Genomic DNA, 17074 nt, shown 5'->3' with positions numbered 1-17074 from the left:
CTGCCGGCCGCATCGGCCACGGCGTCGCGGGTCTCGTCCGTGTCGCCCGCGGGCGCGGCCTCCTCCGCGACCGGCTCGGGGGACGAGCCCTCGGTCCGCACGCGCAGGATCGGATTCCCCACCGGCACGGTCTGCCCGACCTCGGCCAGCAGCTCCGTCACGACGCCGATGAACGGGGAGGGCAGCTCGACGAGCGACTTCGCCGTCTCGATCTCGCAGATCACCTGGTTCAACTCGACGGGGTCGCCCGGGGCGACGTGCCAGGTCACGATCTCGGCCTCGGTCAGCCCCTCGCCCACGTCGGGGAGGGGGAAGGTCATTTCGCTCATGGCAACTCCTTCAGCGGGGAATCCTAGTAGTGCATGGTGCGGTCGACGGCTTCGAGCACGCGATCGGCGTCGGGCAGATAGAGCGACTCGATCGCGGCCACCGGGAACGGCACGTCGTAGCCCGAGACGCGCAGCACTGGGGCCTGCAGCGAATAGAACGCCTGCTCGGCGACCGTCGCGGCGATCTCACTGCCGACGCTCGCATTGCCGGGCGCCTCCTGCGCGACGACGAGGCGCCCCGTCTTGCGCACGGAGGCGAGCAGCGGCTCGTAGTCGATCGGCGAGATGGTGCGCAGGTCGACGACCTCGAGGCTCGTGCCCTCGGCCTGCGCGATCTCGGCCGCCTGCAGCAGCGTGGTGGTCATCGCACCGAAGCCGACGACCGTGCAGTCGGTGCCGGTGCGCGCAATGCGGGTGCGATGCAGTTCCGCCGAGGGCGCGGCGGGATCCACCTCGCCCTTCTGCCAGTACTTCGACTTGGGCTCGAAGAACAGCACCGGATCGGGGGAGGCGATGGCCTGCTGCATCATCCAGTAGGCGTCGTTCGGCGTCGAGGGCGACACGACCCGCAGGCCGGGGGTGTGGGCGAAGTAGGCCTCCGGGCTCTCCTCGTGGTGCTCGATCGAGTTGATGTGCCCGCCGTAGGGCACGCGGATGACGACGGGCATGTCGATCCTGCCGTCGTGACGGGCGCGGATCTTCGAGAGCTGCGTGACGATCTGGTTCATGGCGGGGAAGATGAAGCCGTCGAACTGGATCTCGATCACGGGGCGGTACCCGCGCATGGCGAGGCCGATGGCCGAGCCGACAATGCCGGCCTCGGCGAGCGGGGTGTCGAGCACGCGGGCCGAGCCGAAATCGCGCTGCAGCCCGTCCGTGACGCGGAACACGCCGCCGAGCGGCCCGATGTCCTCGCCCATCAGCAGCACGCGGTCATCGGCGAGCATCGCGGCGCGGAGCCCCTCGTTGATGGCCTTCGCCATCGGAAGCGTGGTGCGCTCGGTGAGCGGTGCGGGGGTGCTCATTCGGCCGCCCCTTCCTCGAATGACGATTCGTACCGCTCGAGCCACGCGCTCTGCTCCTCGATGCGCGGGTGCGGTTCGGCGTAGACGTGCGCGAACATCGAGTCGGCCGTGGGCTTGGGAGCGGTGAGGATCTGATCCCGCACCTGCTTGGCCTCGACGTCTGCCGTGGCGCGGACCTCCTCGAAGAAGTCGTCGGTCGTGCCGAGCGAACGCAGGTACCCCTCGAGCCGCGCAATCGGGTCGCGGCGCTGCCAGGCCGCGAGCTCGTCGTCCTCACGGTAGCGGGTCGGATCGTCGGCGGTCGTGTGCGCGCCGATGCGGTACGTGAGCGCCTCGATGTAGCCCGGGCCGCCGCCGGTGCGGGCCTCGCGCAGGAAGCGGCGGCCGACCGCGTACGCGGCGAGCGGGTCGTTGCCGTCGATCTGCACGCTGCGCAGGCCGAAGCCGAGGCCGCGGCGGTAGAGCGGGGTGCGGCTCTGACGCTCGACCGGCACCGAGATGGCCCACCGGTTGTTCTGCACGACGAAGACTTCGGGGGTCTGGTAGCTCGCGGCGAAGACCATCGCCTCGTTCGCATCGCCCTGGCTGCTCGTCCCATCTCCGTAGAAGACCATCGTGGCCTCTCCGGTCTCGGTCCCCGGCTCCCCGGCATCCATGGTCGTCGTGCCGGCGCGCCGCTTCGCGTCGAGCAGCTGACCGAGCGCGTGGCCGGTCGCGTGCTGGGTCTGAGCCCCGAGCACCAGCGTGTAGAGGTGGAAATTCCCGTTCGCGGGGTCGGTCACATCCCAGCCGCCGTGCGTGAGACCGCGGAACTGCTTGGCGACATCGATGAAGCTGACGCCCCGCACCCGGGCGACGAGGTGCTCGCGGTACGCGGGGAAGACGTGATCCTGCGGTTCGAGCGCGTGGGCGAGACCGACCTGGCAGCCCTCCTGGCCGACGCTCGGCACCCAGAGGGCGAGCTGCCCCTGACGCTGCAGATGGGTGCATTCGGTGTCGAAGGCGCGGGTGGCGACCATGTCCCGGTACCACTCGCGCAGCTCGGCTTCGCCGAGATGCTCCAGCTCGGCCGCATACTCGGACGCGGTCGCGGAGGGGGCGAGGTTTCCCTCGTCGTCGAGGAACCGGATGGGCTCGGGATCGACGATCTGCATGAATTCAGTCATCCCGATACAGTGTAATGACCCGTCGATTTTGCAGGTGGATATGTACGCTGTTCTTCACTCCTCCCCGCAGGTCACGGGCGGCCGCGGGAGAGCTTCGCGATCGTCCGAGAGCGAGGCGGCATGACGATTTCCGAGGTATCTTCCCAGAAGCCGGGAACCGGAACGATCGAGCGGACCCTGCGAGCCTTGGCCGTGGTTGCCGAGATCGGCCCGGAGGGTTCCGGGCTGACCGCAATTGCCGAGCGTCTCTCGCTTCCGGCGCCAACTGTCCACCGGCTGCTGAGGATCCTCAGTCAGGAGGACTTCGTGGTCCTCGACGAAGTTCGACACCTGTATCGACCCGGCGCCGAGTTCTACCGGGTGGCCGCGCGCGTACTTGCCGGTTTCGATGAATCGCGCCTGGTACTCCCGACGCTCGAGAAACTCGCAGCCCGATTCAATGAGACGGTGGTCTTCGGTCGCTTCCATCCCGTGGAGGGGGCGTTGAGCTTCGTCGCCCGCGCCGACGGAAGCCAGCTGCTGCAGTATCGAATCGAGATGAATCGCGCGGATCCAGTGATCTGGGGCGCCTCAGGGAAGGCGGTGCTCGCTCAGCTCGACGATGAGGTCATCGAACAATTGCTCGAAGATGTCTCGCACCGGCGGGGCGCAATGAGTGAGCGCGCACTGCCGGAGCTGTCGGAATTGCAGGAGCAGGTCCGTCGAATTCGTGCGGACGGTTTTGCCGTTTCCGAAGGAGAGAAGCTCCCCGATGCCCGAGGTATCGGTGTTCCCGTTTTCGACGCGAGAGGCGTTGTTGGATCCATCACCCTGACTTCCCCCCGCTCGCGGCTTCCACACAGCGAGGTCTCGGTCATCGGAGCAGCACTCATCGAGGCTTCGAAAGAACTCTCCACGAAGCTCGGCGCCACGCCTTCGGAGTGAGCGGTGGCCACCCGTCAGCGGGTGGTCACCGCTCTTTCCCTACTCCGCCGCTCCACCAAGGAATCCGACGTCATCCAGGGAGAACACGAGCGCCGTCAGTGCGCCGATGTAACTGTATTGGCGCATGCCCATGCACATGCCCGTCGCCGTGTGCGTGAAGCTCGACTGGATCGACCCGCCGCCGAGGCCACGGGCCCCGCCGGCAGAGGCCGCGATGTTCGCGAAGTGCACCTCCATGACCGGGCGACCCGTGTCTTCCAAGGCATGTCGCACGCCTTCTCCGACCGTGGTCAGCCCTGCCGGATTGATGATGTACCCGTCGACGCGATCGGCCGACTCGTGGATGAACTCGAGGATGTCGCCCTGGTGGTTCGAAGAGAAGTTCTCCACCTCGACGCCGAGCGACGCGCCGTAGTCGCGCACATAGGCTTTCAGGTCATCGAGCGAGCCAATCGCTCCATAGACCTTCTTGCTGCGCGCGCCGAGATTCGACATGTTGGGGCCGTCGATGACCGCAATGCGGTGACGCTGAGACCCGGTCCGGGTGATGGTGTATTCAGACATTTCCGATTCCTCTCCTATGTGTAGCGCAGGCCCGCATCGAGGCCAAGCGTTTGCCCAGTCATGTACTTGCTGTCGTCACTCGCGAGGAACAGCACGGCACCAACCATGTCTGACACCTCACCACGTCGCTTCAGTGCCTGGTCGGCGAGAATGCTGTCCCACTGATCCTCGGTGATCGTCTCACGGGGCACCTCGGTCACAATACCGTGCGGGCTCACGGCGTTGACCGTGATCCCGTCAGTACCGAGCTCCGTCGCCAACGCGTGTGTGAGCGCCCATACGGCTCCCTTCGAAGCGACATAGTGCGCATAGTTGGCACGCCCCGTCATGACGACGCTCGAGGAAACGTTCACGATCCTGCCATACCCTGCTGCCCTCATGATCGGGGCCACCGCCTGGCAGCAGAGGAAGGTGCCGGTGCTGTTGACCGACTGCACCAAGTTCCATTCGCCCAGAGTGATCTCCTCGAACGGCTTCATCTTCAGCGTGGCGAAGATCGCCGCATTGTTGACGAGAATATCGATCCCGCCGAACTCCTCGACCGTCCGCGCAACCATCGCCGAGACGCTCGCGCCTTCGGCAATATCGGTCCCCACCGCAAGGGCCGGGAAGCCTTCTGCCTGAATCTCGGCCGCAACAGCCTTCGCATTCTCCTCATTGAGGTCGACCACGACGACCTTCGCGCCCTGGCGCGCGAACTCCAGTGCGTAGGCCCGGCCGATGCCCTGCCCGGAACCGGTAATGACTGCCACACGATCCTTGAATCTCATCGGTGCCACCTTTCTTGTGTGTTCTGCTGACGTGCGGTGAGCCCGGACGTCTCGGTCATGCAAGCATTCGGCCGAGGCCACCATCGACAGCGAGCATCGTCCCCACCGATGACGCAGCCCTCGGGCTGGCGAGCGAAGCGATCGCGAACGCCACCTCCTCAGGGCTGACCATTCGACCGAGCGGCTGACGCGCATGGTACTCGGCACGTTTCGCCTCTGGATCCTCCGAACGATCCGCGAGCTCCCACATGAATGGGGTGTCGACTGTTCCGGGGAGCACGCAGTTGACGCGGATGCCCTCGTCTATCAAGTCAGCGGCCATCGAGAGCGACATTGATTTGATCGCGCCTTTCGTGGCCGAATAGAGCGCCCGATTGCGCACGCCGACATCAGCGGTGCACGACGAGACGTTAACGATGGAGGCCGACGGCGACTTGCGCAATTCCGGGAGCGCGGCGCGAATGACACGTACGTAACCGAGTACGTTGACGTTCCAGAGCCGAGCCCAGTCGTCGTCGTCACCGTGCTCGATGCCGCCCTCAAAGCTGATGCCCACATTGTTCACCAGCACGTCGAGGCCATCTGCGGCCAGCTCAGCGACTGCGCGCTGCACCGAAGCGGCATCCGACACATCGGCAGTGAGCGCACGAGCCTCTGAGGGCACATCGTCGATCGTCAGGTCGATCGTGCAGACATCGGCTCCGCGCGCGAGGAGTTCGACGACTGTCGCTCTCCCGATTCCCGCGTTGCCTCCCGTAACCAGGGTTCGAACTCCTGCGAAATCCATTGTCATTGCACTTCCTCGTTCTCAATTCCCTCGAAGCGATCCCAGTGAGTGCGGAGCAGATCAGCGTATTCCTGAGCGCACTCGATCACGCCTGCGTGGCCGCCACCAGCGACGACCACCTGTGACGATCCAGGAAGCGCACTGACGATTTGCGCGCCGACCTGCGGCGGCGTGCTCCGGTCTCCCGCGCTCGATAGGCAGAGCGTCCGCCGCGAGATCTCTACGGGGAGCCCCAGTCGATCGAAGCCCGCAAAATTCCCCAGCGCTCGCCAGGCTGCGGCCCAGTTCGCGACGGAGTTCGCCTCCAAGCTTGACTCGATCTGCGCAACAACCGCGGGATTCGCGTTCTCGTCGAACCACCGCTCAAGCGTCACTTCGATCTGTGGAACCATACCGGACTGTTCGGCAGACCGCGCACGCTCCAGAAACACGGGTGATCCGGCGAACGGGCTTGCCACGATGGCCAGCGAGGCAATGGCCGAGGGATGCGAACTCGCGAGTGTCGCGGCGACCGCACCTCCGAGCGAATGACCGACAAGATGCACCGGCACAGACGTCTCGATCTCGTTCCAGACGTCATCCGCCATCGCGGTAACGCTTTCAGGTGTCACGGTCTGCCGGGATCCATGGCCAAGCAGGTCGACGCTCCGCACGCATCGCGGGCGAGCCGCTTCGATGAAGGGGCGATAGTCCTCGGAGCACAGCCCGAGACTGTGCAGCAGAACAACCGGTGACTTCCCGCTACTCACCGGCCGTCCTGCCCCGAGCATTTACGAGCGCCGGGTCATGCAGAAGAACCCCCGAATCGCGGAGCCGCTCGATGTCAGCCTCCACCATGCCGAGCATCTCCTGCAGAATGCGATCCGTGTCTGCGCCGAGCTGCGGCGGAAAGTCGTGCGCCCGAGGCTCCTCGCCCGTGAAGGTGATCGGCGTGGCGATCGTGCGGATACGGCGTCCGTCCTCGCTCTCGAGGTCGACGATCATACCGCGACCAGCTTGCTCCGCATCATCCAGGGCCTCTGGAACGGTCTTGATGAGTGCGGCGGGAACGCTCGCGACCGTGAGCCGTTCTACCCAGTTGGCTGCCGAATCTGCCACAAGCGCAGCTCCCAAAAGCTCCCAGAGTTCGTGGCGGTGCTCGAGCCTGCTCGACGCATCGGAGAATCGGGGATCCTCGAGAAGTTCAGGGGCACCGAGCACCTCGCACATCGCGCGCCACATCCGCTCCGTGTTCGCGGTCACCACGAACTCGCGGCCGTCGCCAGCAGTGAACGCCCGATAGGTGGGGATCGAGTCATGGCCCGCACCCTGCGGTCCCGGGGTGATTCCGGCGAACATCGCGTACACCGCCTGATAGGAGAGCATCGACAGTTGGCCGTCGAGCATCGACACGTCAATCGTACGACCGCGACCGGAGACGCCCCGCGCGACGAGGGCTGCAAGGATGCCGATAGCGGCGAACATGCCGGCCGCGAGATCACCGGCCGGGATGCCGAGCCTCGAGGAGGGACCGTCTTCGTGACCGGTGAGGCTCATGACTCCGGAGAGGGCTTGCACGATCAAATCGTAGGCCAGTCGATCCCGCCAAGGACCGACCTGACCGAAGCCGCTGATGGACGCCCAGACGAGATCGGGTCGCTTCGCTCGTTGCTCCTCGACGTCGAGCCCGAGTCTCGCAGCGACGCCCGGCCGGAAGTTCTCGATGACCACGTCGACCTGCGCGATCAACCCGAGCGCGATCTCGAGCCCAGCAGGCGACTTGAGATCGATAGCGATGCTCTGCTTGCTCCGGTTGTTCGCAAGGTAGTACGCGCTGTCCTCACCGACGAAGTACGGCGGGATCCCGCGGCTCGAATCACCGGTCAGGGGCTCCAGCTTGATGATCTCGGCGCCAAGGTCGGCAAGGATCTGCGTGCAATAGGGGCCCGAGAGGAAGCTCGTGAGGTCGAGTACTTTCAACCCGGCCAGAGGCAACACGCCTGTCGCGCCGGTGGCCTGTTCGTTCATCAGGAAAGGTCTTTCTGTCGTGCACTCTGACCCAATGCATGGGAGAGGCGCTGAGCGGTCGAGCGTATGGTGGTGGCGATCTCTTCGACGCTGCCGTGCGGCAGCCGGTCCAGCGGCGAAGTCAGCACCAACGCGCCGACCACGCCACCGGCGCCGAACACCGGCGACGCGATCCCGCGCGCGCCGGGGAGCTTCTCACTGTCGGAAAGCGCGACGCCTGCGTCTCTGATACGTTGCATTTCCTCGAGCAGAGTCGTGAGCTGCGGTAGTTCGGCGCCACCGGCAGGAGACGTCATACCCTCGGATTCGTAGATGCCGGTGATCTCCTCGTGGTCCAGGTAGGCGAGGATCGCCTTGCCGGAGGCACCCCAGAGCAGAGAAAGCGGCGCATGCATGTCGATTCGGTACTGGAGAGCTTGCGTTCCGTCGGAACGGACGAGGAACGACATCGCGCGATCCTTCGGCAGATACATGGCGAAGAGCACGGTCTCGTTGTAGCGCGCCGCCAGCTGCTCTACCGAGGGCGTGATGATCGCACTCATCGGAAATGCTTGCGACGCACGCGCGGCTATCCGGTAGAGGCTCGGACCGCTCGAATAGACGCGAGTGGTGGGATTCCACGTGGCGAACCCCTCGTCGCACAGCAACTGCAGCGATCGATGCACGGTGGACGGAGCCAGGCCGAGACGTTCCGCCAGCTGATTCACGCCGACTTCACCCTCGGCGTCCGCGAGCGCCTCGATCAGCCTCGCGGTACGCACGACAGTGCTCGTCGGATGGATGGCGGACGACATGACTCAGTTCACGCTCTCGAAGATGTGCACCGCGCAGGACCCGTGATCGAGCCCACTGATCCCGCCGCCGGTCACGTGCGTCAGACCGAAGCGAGCGTTCTCGACCTGACGAGGCCCGGCCACGCCAGTGAGCTGCCAGAAGATCTCGACCACCTGAGCGACACCGCTGGCACCGACCGGGTGCCCCTTCGCGAGCAGGCCGCCGCTCGGGTTCACCACGACCTCTCCGCCGTAGGTCGCCTTTTCCGCCCGAAGAAAGTCGAGAGATTCACCGGGCCGGGCGAAGCCCAGCGCCTCGTAGTACACGACCTCGGCGATGGTGAACGCGTCATGCAACTCGACGACGTCGATATCCTCTGCGCCGATTCCCGCCTGCTCATACGCATCCCGCGCGGAATCGAAAGTGATCTCCGGCCGCAGCATGTCGCGGAAGCCCGCAGTCGCCTTTCCCGAGTGGAGCACAGATGCACGCACGCGGATCGCCGGAACCCCCAGTCGGCGCCGAACGGCATCCGAGACGATGATCACGACGGCCGCACCATCGCCGGTCGGGCAGCACTGGAACAGCGTCAGCGGATCGGCGATGGGACGGGAGGCGAGAACCTCGTCGATCGTGGTCTCGCTGCGGAACTGCGCGTACGGGTTGCGGCTGCCGTGTCGACGAGCCTTCACCGCAACAGCCGCGAGATCTGCCGGAGTAGCGCCACGATCGTGCAGGTAGCGATGCGCGCGCATAGCGTAGAGCGCAGGCATCACCATGCCGATCTGCACCTCGGGATCCTCTTCCACGAGCGGAAGCGTGCCGCCACCAAATTGAGTCAGCTTGTCGACGCCGATCGCAACCGCGACCTCGACGCGTCCGCTCTCCACCGCTCGGTAGGCCTCCTGCACTGCCGTCGCGCCGCCGGAGCACGCGTTGTCGACATTGACGACCGGAATGCCGCCGATGCCGAGTTCCTTGACGATCCGCTGGCCGGTGAGCATGCCGCCGAATGCATGACCGCAATAGACAGCTCCGATCTCCTCTCGGGTAATGCCCGAGCTCGCGATCGCCGCGGCGAGCGGCGGAACCGCAAGCCCCGAGTAGGAGGCGTTCTTGTACCGACCCATCGGGAGCATGGCCGCTCCGATGACATATGCGCTCATGCTTGTTCCTTCCTTGTGAAGCTCCAGTTGCCGTCATTCACCACAAGTTCGACCGGACCATCGATACCGCCCTCGACCGCCGCGACATCGAGCTGCGCGAGAATGCGCACGCCGTCCGTGAGGTCGATGTAGCCGAGCCGATATGGCGTCTCCCGGATGCTCGACACATGCACGGTCGTGTGGCTGTACAGACGCCCTTCGTGCGCGAGCTCAGCGTCTTCGAGCTCGATGCCGCCACAGTCGACGCAAGCCATCCGTTTCGGGAAGTTCTTGCCTCCGCAGCTCCGGCAGCAACTGCCGATGAGCCGGTGCCCTGCGTCGGTCAGCGCGATGTCGCCCGCGCGGTCCACGAGATCCTCGACGGGTGCAAGTGTGGCCTCGACGGCCGAAGCGCTCAGAGATATGGTCACGCTACTCGTCCTTTCTGTTGTGAAGAGTTTGAGAACCAGAAGTCGTCGACTATCGACGCGACCGCGTCCGGAGCCTCGACGATGGGGGTGTGTCCGACCCCTTCCAGCACGGTCAGTCGGCCGTCGGCGAGCAACGGGAGCATCCGACGCATCTGCTCGGGCTCCTTCGCGTGGTCCTGCTGACCCGCGATCAATTGCACGGGCATCGTCAGTGCAGCGACCGCATCATGTAACGACGCACGAGCGAAGACCTCGTGTGCGGCATCGGCCACACCTGCGGGCAGGCGCGTGAAATGCGATCGCCAACGATCTCGGATCGCGTCCGTGCGCGGACGCGCTAAGAAGTCATCCCCGAACATCGTGTGCTCGATCCGATCGATCACAGCATCGTCGATACCGGTACGGATCGCTCGCTCGAGTTCCGCGAAGCGATCGGGATCCAGTTCGGCGTCAGCCGTGCCGCCCAGTAGGGTGCAATCGAGGAAGAGGTCCGGTCGCCGGGCCGCAGCGAGGGTAGCCACGTAGCCGCCCATCGAACTGCCAACCACGTGAACCGGAGCCGATGACTCCCGCTCGACGAGCGCGATGACGTCAGCCGCGAGCGCCTCGAGCGACAGATCGCCACCCGGACTGCGGCCCTGCCCTCTGAGGTCGGGGATCAGATACCGTACCGGCAGATCTGCAACGGCGACGAAGTCGTCGAACATGGTGCCATCGAAGAAGAGCGAATGCACGAGCACCGCCTGCGTCGGGCCCGAGCCGTGCACCCGTACGTGGAGCGGCGCGAGGTCAGACATTCTTCTCACCTGCACTTGACTGCGACGGCTTCGCCGAAGGCGCGGCGGTCTTTTCAGTTGCACGCACCACGACACCACGCTCGTGGCTCACCACGGGCATCTTCTCGTCGCGGAATTCTGGGTTCTTCTCCTCGAAGCGACTCAGTCGTTCCTCGACCCGCTGAAAGTAAGCCACGCCTTCTCGGCCGCCACCAACACCCTCGAGCGAGCTCGGGAGTCGACGGCGGAGCGGAACCGACCCGCGGCTCGGCTCCGGTGCGAGCTTCATCCCAAGCAAGCGCACGCCAGTGATGACACGGTCCGCCTGCTCGCCGCACGCACACGGCTGTCGGCGGTCGGCGTCCATCGGCAGCAGTCGATCGAAGCGCGCGCCGCACCCGTGGCACTTGTGAGTATAGATGGGCATGGGGCGGCGCTCAGCTGTAGTAGTTGCCCGCGCCGGTACGTAGCTGCGTCATCTGCCCGGAATCGTGCCCGAAGACAAGCGTTGCATCGGTCTCGTCGCGAATCTTCAGAATCTTGTCCAGCGAGTTGAGCCACGCACGGTTATCCCAGACAACCGATCCCCAATGGCGCTGCTCAATGGTCTCCTCCAGGTATACGGCATCCGAGGTGAAGATCATGGTGCCGTCCTTCGGCAGGTCGACCTGCAGCGCCATCTGTCCGAAGCTATGGCCTGGTACCTCGAGAAGCTTTACCCCGGGGATCAATTCGACATCACCAGTCACCGTCTCGAAGTCGATGTGCTGATAGTCGTTCTTGATGTGGCCTCCCTGGAAGAAGCCGTCGAAGCCCATGGCCCCGTCCAACTCGGCCTGATTGACGATGAAGCGGGTGCCGTCACGATCGAACAGCTTGGCGTTCCCGGCGTGATCCATATGGAGGTGGCTGAGCACGACGGTGTCGATCTGCTCGAGTTCGAAGCCGATCTGCTTCAGCCGAGAGTCCAGGTACTGCTCTTCTGCGACCTGGTCGTAAGGGATGACCTCCTTGAGGCCCGTGCCTTCCCACTCGGTCTCCCATTCGCGCGAGCTCGCCGTATCCCACAGGATCAAACCGCCGGGATGCTCGATGAGCACCGCGTGCAACTGGCAACTCGCCCACACGCGTTCCCGATGGTGGTTGTGTGCGAGTGCACGGTATTTCGGCGACCCGATGAGCTGCTCGATATCGGTGCCCATCGCACCACATTCGAGGACGTGAACCTTCAGTGATTCCATTTTCGAACTCCTTCGTGAATCGGTTTCTGGCGCTCAGATGCGGCTACGCCGCATCAGCTCTGAGCCGGCGGCTTGCCGCTACGGCCGTGAGTAGCACCAATCCATTGAAGACCGGCTCGACGAAGTAGGGAACCCCCACTGCCTGAAGTCCGGTAACGCCGATCGCGATCGCGAACACCGCGAGCACCGTGCCGAAGACATTGAATCGACCTGGCTTGAACGACGTCGCGCCGAGGAACACGGCGGCGAATGCGGGAAGGAGGTACGCCGGACCGACCGTCGGGTTTCCCGTGCCCAGTACCGAGGTCGCTGTCACTCCCGCGATGCCGCACAAAATTCCCGAAATGGTGAACGCCGAGATGCTGAGCCCCCGCACATTGAGCCCGGAGAGCCGCGATGCCTCGCGCGAACCGCCGATCGCGTACAGGAAGCGACCGAAGGGGGTGTGGTCCAGCACGTAATAGACGATGAGCATCAGCACGACGATGAGCCAGACAGGATTCGGGATGCCGAGGAAGTCGCCGGCACCGAATTCCGGTAGCGCCTTGGGGATGTTCTCGTAGATGACCTGGCCGTTGGTGTACCAGGTGGCGATTCCCGCGAGAATGAGACCGGTTGAAAGTGTCGTGATAAAAGCGTTGATCCTGACGACATTCACCAGAATGCCGTTGATCAATCCGACGATTCCGCAAGCGAGAATCGCGAGGAGGATCGACAGACCCACGGGCAGCCCCTGCAGGGAGGGAAGCCCAGCGGTCAAAATGCCGCCGAGCGCGAGGTTTCCGCCGACGCTCAGGTCGAAATCGCCCGTGATCAGCACGAAGAGCTCGGCGAGCGCAACGATGACCAGAATCGTCTGCGTCAGTGCGATCGCTCGGGCATTCCCGAGTGTCGCGAAGGTATCCGGGCGCAAGAAGGAGAATACGACGATTGCGGCGATCGTGATCGCGGGCAATGCCCACTGGCTGTATTGCCGCCTGGTGCGTGCGCTTCGCATCACTGCGACGCCCGTCGTGTCGGTCTGCGCCGATGTACTCGTGCTGCTCATGACTCTGCTCGTTCCTTGTACTTTTCTCTTACTGCCTCAGCCGACGGCGTCTATGATGACGCCGCTGTCGAGGCGCAGCATCCTGGTCGCGACCGCCGCGATCTCGGACTCATCGACATCGGTCAAGACCACGGTCACCCCGTTCGATGCCGCGTCCCGAATTGCAGCGCGGATCTGCATCCTCGCCGCCGGATCGACGCCCTGCGTCGGGTTCTCGAGCACCATCAGACTCGGGCGCTGGGCCAGGCACCGCGCGAGCACGACCTTCTGCTGGTTGCCGCCGGAGAGCATTCCCACCTTGCGGCGCGGATCGCGCGGCCGGATGTCGAAGATCTCCATTGCATCGGCCACGCGGTCGCGTTCGCCCCGTCGCGAGATGAGCGCGAGCGGGAAGTGCCGGCGCTGTTCTGCGATCTCGATGTTCTCGACGATGTCGAGATCACCGATGATCCCCTTGCCCCGACGGTCGCTGGGCACGAGGAAGATCTTGTTGCGGAGGCGATCCCGGATCGAACCCGGAACCAGCCGCTTTTCTGCGAGTCGGACCTCACCCCGATATCGGAGACCCCCAGCGATGGCTTGGCAGACGTCGCCTGTGCCGGAATCGAGCGCCCCTACGATGCCGAGAATCTCGCCCTTGCGCGCATCGAAGTCGATGCCTCCGAGTTGTGCCGTGCGCAGTCCACGGACCGAGAGGAAATCCTCAGTTCCGGCCGCCGTGGTGCTCTCAGGGCTCATGGCGTGCTGCTCGCCGCTCATGAGCGTCAGCAGGTCGATCGCACTCTTATCCGCCACTGGCTCGTCGTGGATCACCTGCCCCGCTCGGAGCACAACAACCCGATCTCCGATGTCGACGATCTCATCGAGGTGGTGTGAAACGTACAGGATCGCGAGACCGCTCTTGCGGAGGCCGCGCACGGTTTCGAGAACCTGCGTTCGTTCATTGATGGGAAGAGCAGCTGTCGGCTCGTCGAGAATCACGAGCGAGACTTCGCCCTTGGCCCGGAACAGAGCTCGCTCGATGGCGATGATCGTCTGCTCCGCGAGTGTGAGATCTTCGATCAGGGTGCGCGCATCTACATCGAGCCCTGCGTTGTAGAGGAAATCCTGCACGCGAGCATTGTGCTTGCGCCACTTGACCCGTCCGAGCGCGGTGCGGAGGAAGCCGACACCGACGCCGAAGTTCTCGGCGATGGTCAAGCCGGGGATCATGCCGAGATCCTGGTGTACCACGACAACGTTCTCAGGCCCGATACCCTCGCCCCACTGCAGCTGACTACCGCCATCGGGCTGGTAGACGCCGGTCAGGCACTTGATGAGCGTAGACTTGCCAGACCCGTTTTCGCCGATGAGGGCGGTGACCTGGCCATGTCGGAGCGTCAGCTCGACCTCATCGAGTGCCCGCTGATCGCCGAAGCTCTTCGTCAGTCCTCGAAGCTCGACGACCGCACTCTCCTGAGACGCGTCCTGCGGACGCCCCGACATTGCCATTTCGTTCTCTTTCCTGAAGGGGCGCCGCTCAGAGTGTCTCGGCCGCCGCGGGTTCGGCGGGCTCGACGCCCCAGAGCTTCCAGTAGTTCGGGCGGATGTCCTGGTCGCCCCACCACGGGCCGGATGCCGGAACATTGTCAGCGGTGAGGAGCTTGTTGCGAATGCCCTGCTCCTCGCCCGAGAGCGGCGCCTCGCCCTGCACCAGACGGTTGGCGTTATCGATCATGGCGTAGCCAACGGCCATCGTCGAAAGGCCGATCGTCGCCTTCTGGTACCCACCGTTGCGGATGTCGTCCAGGTTCGGGGTGTTGCCGTCATAGCCGACACCGAAGGTACCCTCGTTCGCCAGACCGGCCTGCTTGGCGCCCTGGATCGAGAAAGTGAGGCCCGAATCGAAGCCGTTCCACAGCACGTTGAACTCCGAGTTCGATCGCAGCGTCTGCGCGGTGAGTGTCGGCAGCTTGGTGGTGATGTCGGCCGCGAGGAAGTTCGTCACGGCAAGCGTCTTGCAGTCACCGCCGGCTGCCTCACAATCCTTGATGAACTGCTGCCAGCCCTCCTGACGCGCTACCACGTAGCCGAACTCGCTGTCCATCATCTGCACATCGCGCAGCTTGCCGTCGGTGTAGAGGTATGACTGAGCGGCCAGCGCCCACCCGTTGTCACGACCCGACTGCAGAGACGGGACGAGCGAGTCGAACACGCCTTCCTCACCCTCGCTGTTCGCCGAAACCGATGCGACGATCTTGATACCCGCGGCCTTGGCCTGCTCCAGGCTGCTCTGCACAACGGAAGCATCAATGGAAACGATGGCGATGGCATCGGCCTTGATCGCGATCGCCTGCTGAACCGCGGCGTTCATCTTCGCCGGATCACCTTCGGGGTTGATGAAGGTGACGTCCCAGCCGAGCGCCTTGGCAGCGTCCTGCGCTGCCAACGAAACCCGGTAGCCACCCTCGGTAGATGCGCCTGCCGGGGGGATGATCACAATCTTCTTATCCTTCGCGGCCGCTGGGCCCTCCGAAGGTGGCAGCTGCGTCTGCATCTCGGCAGCCGTGTCGACAGCCTCCTGCACTTTCGCCTCGAAGGCGGTGAGGTCTCCGCTCGCCGCGGTCGAACCGGAATCGCTGGTCGCCTCGTCCGCTGCAGCGCTGCAGGACGAAAGCATGAGAGCGGTAGCGAGGGCTGCGCCGACCCCGCCGATAATGCGCATCTTCGCGCTTCGAGTGCGGATGTTCATCCTTTGTTGCCTCCCAAAGTTGAGGAATTTCTCGCTTGAACTTCTAGTGAATGAAATTCGATTCTGATTCTAGAATTAGCATATTAACAGCGTCAAGCGAACCGAAGAATATATTTGGCGGGGCTCCTCGCGGCTCGGAAGCGCCGTGTGTCACCCTGCGCCGATCGCGGCGCGCGCTTCGGCCCGCCAGGCGACCCGGTTCGGACGACCTATTTTCCGCAGTCCCCGGGGTGCGTCTCGCACCACGGGGTCGCGCCGGGCAGACGGCGGCGGTTCTCGGCCACCCATCGGTAGGCGAGATCCTCCGCCCACCCCACTCCAGGGAGTCGGTAGAGCGGCAGCAGAAGCCGCAGCCCGAACGCGGTATCGAGTGCGCGGCTCACGGCGGCGGCACCGCGATAGCTGCGGGCGGCGGGCCCCTCGCCCTCGAACACCCAGGCCGCCTCCTGCGCGGCGGCCTCGCTCAGACCGAAGCGCTCGAGCACGCCCGGGCGCTGGGAGGGATGCAGGCGCAGCCGGCCGCGACGATCCCGACGCTCGAGCCAGGCCGCGGCACGCGTGCAGACACCGCATCGCCCGTCGAAGACGACATCGAGCACAACCGTGCCATCGGCCATCGCACTCTCCTTCTCCCTCCCATCCAACACCATGGCCGGGATGCCGCTGTTCTCGTTCAGCACCCGGGGTGGGACACTGGATGCATGCGATCCTTCATCCGCGTGCTCGTCAGCGCATTCGCGCTGTGGTTGACGACGCTCATCGTCGGCGGTCCGGGCGAGCACGGGTTCTGGATCGCGCCGCTCGCGGACGATAACTGGGGGAGCATCGCCACATTCGTACTCGTGGCGCTCCTCTTCGGACTCGTGAACGCCACGCTCGGCCGCGTGGTGCGCTTCATCTCGTTCCCCCTCTACGTCCTCACGCTCGGCCTCTTCGGCCTCATCGTCAACGGCCTGCTCATCTGGGTCGTCGCTTGGATCTCTGAGCTCGCGGGCTTCGGGCTCCGCGTCGACGGCTTCTGGTGGGGAGTGCTGGGCGCCCTCGTGCTCTCGATCCTCTCGGGAATCATGAACGCGCTGCTCGGCACCCGGAAGAAGCCGCGCGAGTCGTAAGGCGCGTCTGCGAAATCCTCGCCTGCCGTGCGGATCGATCTACCGGCACGGTCGAATCGGAGCAGTCCGCCGGATCAGTCGCGCTCGAGCCCGCCGCCGCGCACGAACCGCACGTGCAGCCCCGTCTGAAGCAGCGCCGAGGCGAGCATCGGGCCGCTCGACAGCCGCTCCCAGCCGGCGCTCCAGCCGAGTTGCCGAGCAACCTGCCAGATCGAGGCGTCGGGATCGGCGGCGAGCGCGGCAG

20 protein-coding genes are annotated in these 17074 nt (G+C 64.8%); 2 read left to right on the top strand and 18 right to left on the bottom strand.

The genetic code is table 11. The features are described 5' to 3' along the window. The 3 genes from ACFPZL_RS04105 to ACFPZL_RS04095 form a co-directional block, all read right to left on the bottom strand. A partial coding sequence (locus tag ACFPZL_RS04105) for a biotin/lipoyl-containing protein (RefSeq protein ID WP_382334748.1) occupies nt 1-329 on the bottom strand: 329 nt, incomplete at its 3' end. Nucleotides 330-352: 23 nt separating this feature from the next. Continuing rightward, nucleotides 353-1354 (bottom strand): alpha-ketoacid dehydrogenase subunit beta, encoded by a 1002-nt coding sequence (locus tag ACFPZL_RS04100; protein WP_218116213.1) that lies wholly within the window; start codon nt 1352-1354, stop codon nt 353-355. Next, nucleotides 1351-2520 (bottom strand): thiamine pyrophosphate-dependent enzyme, encoded by a 1170-nt coding sequence (locus ACFPZL_RS04095; RefSeq protein WP_218116214.1) that lies wholly within the window; start codon nt 2518-2520, stop codon nt 1351-1353. The genes ACFPZL_RS04100 and ACFPZL_RS04095 overlap by 4 nt, the downstream gene beginning before the upstream one ends. 120 nt (nt 2521-2640) lie before the next feature. Between ACFPZL_RS04095 and ACFPZL_RS04090 the strand changes: the two genes are divergently transcribed. Beyond that, entirely contained in the window at nt 2641-3444 is an 804-nt protein-coding gene (locus ACFPZL_RS04090) for an IclR family transcriptional regulator (RefSeq protein ID WP_218116215.1), read from the top strand. 39 nt (nt 3445-3483) lie between these two features. Here ACFPZL_RS04090 and ACFPZL_RS04085 read toward each other — a convergent pair whose 3' ends face one another. The 15 genes from ACFPZL_RS04085 to ACFPZL_RS04015 all read right to left on the bottom strand — a co-directional run bounded on the left by ACFPZL_RS04085 (nt 3484) and on the right by ACFPZL_RS04015 (nt 16335). Then, nucleotides 3484-4008 carry a type II 3-dehydroquinate dehydratase gene (locus ACFPZL_RS04085; protein ID WP_218116216.1) on the bottom strand — a complete coding sequence of 175 codons (525 nt, stop codon included), beginning with the start codon at nt 4006-4008 and terminating at the stop codon, nt 3484-3486. Nucleotides 4009-4022: 14 nt separating this feature from the next. After that, a complete protein-coding gene (locus tag ACFPZL_RS04080; protein WP_218116217.1) occupies nt 4023-4778 on the bottom strand; it encodes an SDR family NAD(P)-dependent oxidoreductase in 756 nt (251 codons plus the stop codon). A 55-nt stretch (nt 4779-4833) separates the two neighbouring features. Next, nucleotides 4834-5565: an SDR family NAD(P)-dependent oxidoreductase gene (locus ACFPZL_RS04075; protein WP_218116236.1), complete on the bottom strand. Its 732-nt coding sequence runs from the start codon at nt 5563-5565 to the stop codon at nt 4834-4836. A gap of 2 nt (nt 5566-5567) precedes the next feature. Continuing rightward, entirely contained in the window at nt 5568-6314 is a 747-nt protein-coding gene (locus tag ACFPZL_RS04070; RefSeq protein ID WP_218116218.1) for an alpha/beta fold hydrolase, read from the bottom strand. Next, on the bottom strand, nt 6307-7572 hold the full coding sequence (locus ACFPZL_RS04065) for a CaiB/BaiF CoA transferase family protein (RefSeq protein ID WP_218116219.1): 1266 nt from the start codon (nt 7570-7572) through the stop codon (nt 6307-6309). The genes ACFPZL_RS04070 and ACFPZL_RS04065 overlap by 8 nt, the downstream gene beginning before the upstream one ends. Further along, nucleotides 7572-8366, bottom strand: coding sequence for an IclR family transcriptional regulator (locus ACFPZL_RS04060; protein WP_218116220.1), 795 nt, complete (start codon nt 8364-8366; stop codon nt 7572-7574). Before ACFPZL_RS04060 ends, ACFPZL_RS04065 begins: the two co-directional genes overlap by 1 nt. A 3-nt stretch (nt 8367-8369) precedes the next feature. After that, complete coding sequence (locus ACFPZL_RS04055) at nt 8370-9512, bottom strand: thiolase family protein (RefSeq protein ID WP_218116221.1); 1143 nt, start codon at nt 9510-9512, stop codon at nt 8370-8372. Next, nucleotides 9509-9862, bottom strand: coding sequence for a Zn-ribbon domain-containing OB-fold protein (locus tag ACFPZL_RS04050; RefSeq protein WP_218116222.1), 354 nt, complete (start codon nt 9860-9862; stop codon nt 9509-9511). Before ACFPZL_RS04050 ends, ACFPZL_RS04055 begins: the two co-directional genes overlap by 4 nt. Before the next feature lie 56 nt (nt 9863-9918). Further along, nucleotides 9919-10719 carry an alpha/beta fold hydrolase gene (locus ACFPZL_RS04045; protein WP_268912071.1) on the bottom strand — a complete coding sequence of 267 codons (801 nt, stop codon included), beginning with the start codon at nt 10717-10719 and terminating at the stop codon, nt 9919-9921. Continuing rightward, complete coding sequence (locus ACFPZL_RS04040; RefSeq protein ID WP_218116224.1) at nt 10712-11125, bottom strand: FmdB family zinc ribbon protein; 414 nt, start codon at nt 11123-11125, stop codon at nt 10712-10714. Before ACFPZL_RS04040 ends, ACFPZL_RS04045 begins: the two co-directional genes overlap by 8 nt. 10 nt (nt 11126-11135) lie before the next feature. After that, entirely contained in the window at nt 11136-11939 is an 804-nt protein-coding gene (locus tag ACFPZL_RS04035) for an N-acyl homoserine lactonase family protein (protein ID WP_218116225.1), read from the bottom strand. A gap of 43 nt (nt 11940-11982) precedes the next feature. Continuing rightward, nucleotides 11983-12987: an ABC transporter permease gene (locus ACFPZL_RS04030; RefSeq protein ID WP_218116226.1), complete on the bottom strand. Its 1005-nt coding sequence runs from the start codon at nt 12985-12987 to the stop codon at nt 11983-11985. A gap of 36 nt (nt 12988-13023) precedes the next feature. Continuing rightward, on the bottom strand, nt 13024-14478 hold the full coding sequence (locus tag ACFPZL_RS04025) for a sugar ABC transporter ATP-binding protein (protein ID WP_382334745.1): 1455 nt from the start codon (nt 14476-14478) through the stop codon (nt 13024-13026). 28 nt (nt 14479-14506) lie between these two features. Next, nucleotides 14507-15718, bottom strand: a complete 1212-nt coding sequence (locus ACFPZL_RS04020) for a sugar ABC transporter substrate-binding protein (protein WP_218116228.1) — start codon at nt 15716-15718, stop codon at nt 14507-14509. Nucleotides 15719-15927: 209 nt separating this feature from the next. Further along, complete coding sequence (locus tag ACFPZL_RS04015) at nt 15928-16335, bottom strand: thiol-disulfide oxidoreductase DCC family protein (RefSeq protein WP_218116229.1); 408 nt, start codon at nt 16333-16335, stop codon at nt 15928-15930. Between the two features lie 84 nt (nt 16336-16419). On the opposite strand from ACFPZL_RS04015, the gene ACFPZL_RS04010 reads away from it, so the two are divergent. Further along, complete coding sequence (locus ACFPZL_RS04010; RefSeq protein ID WP_218116230.1) at nt 16420-16830, top strand: phage holin family protein; 411 nt, start codon at nt 16420-16422, stop codon at nt 16828-16830. Nucleotides 16831-17074: the final 244 nt, after the last annotated feature.

It is taken from the genome of Leucobacter soli, assembly GCF_042659205.1.
Classification (GTDB): Bacteria; Actinomycetota; Actinomycetes; order Actinomycetales; family Microbacteriaceae; genus Leucobacter; species Leucobacter soli.
Note: the sequence above shows the minus strand (reverse complement) of the source record. Positions and strands in the feature narration are given on the sequence as shown.

Bases quoted from the DNA above. Each gene is read 5' to 3' on its own strand.
- ACFPZL_RS04100 (WP_218116213.1), bottom strand. From the start codon at position 1,354: ATGAGCACCCCCGCACCGCTCACCGAGCGCACCACGCTTCCGATGGCG.
- ACFPZL_RS04095 (WP_218116214.1), bottom strand. From the start codon at position 2,520: ATGACTGAATTCATGCAGATCGTCGATCCCGAGCCCATCCGGTTCCTC.
- ACFPZL_RS04090 (WP_218116215.1), top strand. From the start codon at position 2,641: ATGACGATTTCCGAGGTATCTTCCCAGAAGCCGGGAACCGGAACGATC.
- ACFPZL_RS04085 (WP_218116216.1), bottom strand. From the start codon at position 4,008: ATGTCTGAATACACCATCACCCGGACCGGGTCTCAGCGTCACCGCATT.
- ACFPZL_RS04080 (WP_218116217.1), bottom strand. From the start codon at position 4,778: ATGAGATTCAAGGATCGTGTGGCAGTCATTACCGGTTCCGGGCAGGGC.
- ACFPZL_RS04075 (WP_218116236.1), bottom strand. From the start codon at position 5,565: ATGGATTTCGCAGGAGTTCGAACCCTGGTTACGGGAGGCAACGCGGGA.
- ACFPZL_RS04065 (WP_218116219.1), bottom strand. From the start codon at position 7,572: ATGAACGAACAGGCCACCGGCGCGACAGGCGTGTTGCCTCTGGCCGGG.
- ACFPZL_RS04060 (WP_218116220.1), bottom strand. From the start codon at position 8,366: ATGTCGTCCGCCATCCATCCGACGAGCACTGTCGTGCGTACCGCGAGG.
- ACFPZL_RS04055 (WP_218116221.1), bottom strand. From the start codon at position 9,512: ATGAGCGCATATGTCATCGGAGCGGCCATGCTCCCGATGGGTCGGTAC.
- ACFPZL_RS04045 (WP_268912071.1), bottom strand. From the start codon at position 10,719: ATGTCTGACCTCGCGCCGCTCCACGTACGGGTGCACGGCTCGGGCCCG.
- ACFPZL_RS04040 (WP_218116224.1), bottom strand. From the start codon at position 11,125: ATGCCCATCTATACTCACAAGTGCCACGGGTGCGGCGCGCGCTTCGAT.
- ACFPZL_RS04035 (WP_218116225.1), bottom strand. From the start codon at position 11,939: ATGGAATCACTGAAGGTTCACGTCCTCGAATGTGGTGCGATGGGCACC.
- ACFPZL_RS04030 (WP_218116226.1), bottom strand. From the start codon at position 12,987: ATGAGCAGCACGAGTACATCGGCGCAGACCGACACGACGGGCGTCGCA.
- ACFPZL_RS04025 (WP_382334745.1), bottom strand. From the start codon at position 14,478: ATGGCAATGTCGGGGCGTCCGCAGGACGCGTCTCAGGAGAGTGCGGTC.
- ACFPZL_RS04020 (WP_218116228.1), bottom strand. From the start codon at position 15,718: ATGAACATCCGCACTCGAAGCGCGAAGATGCGCATTATCGGCGGGGTC.
- ACFPZL_RS04015 (WP_218116229.1), bottom strand. From the start codon at position 16,335: ATGGCCGATGGCACGGTTGTGCTCGATGTCGTCTTCGACGGGCGATGC.
- ACFPZL_RS04010 (WP_218116230.1), top strand. From the start codon at position 16,420: ATGCGATCCTTCATCCGCGTGCTCGTCAGCGCATTCGCGCTGTGGTTG.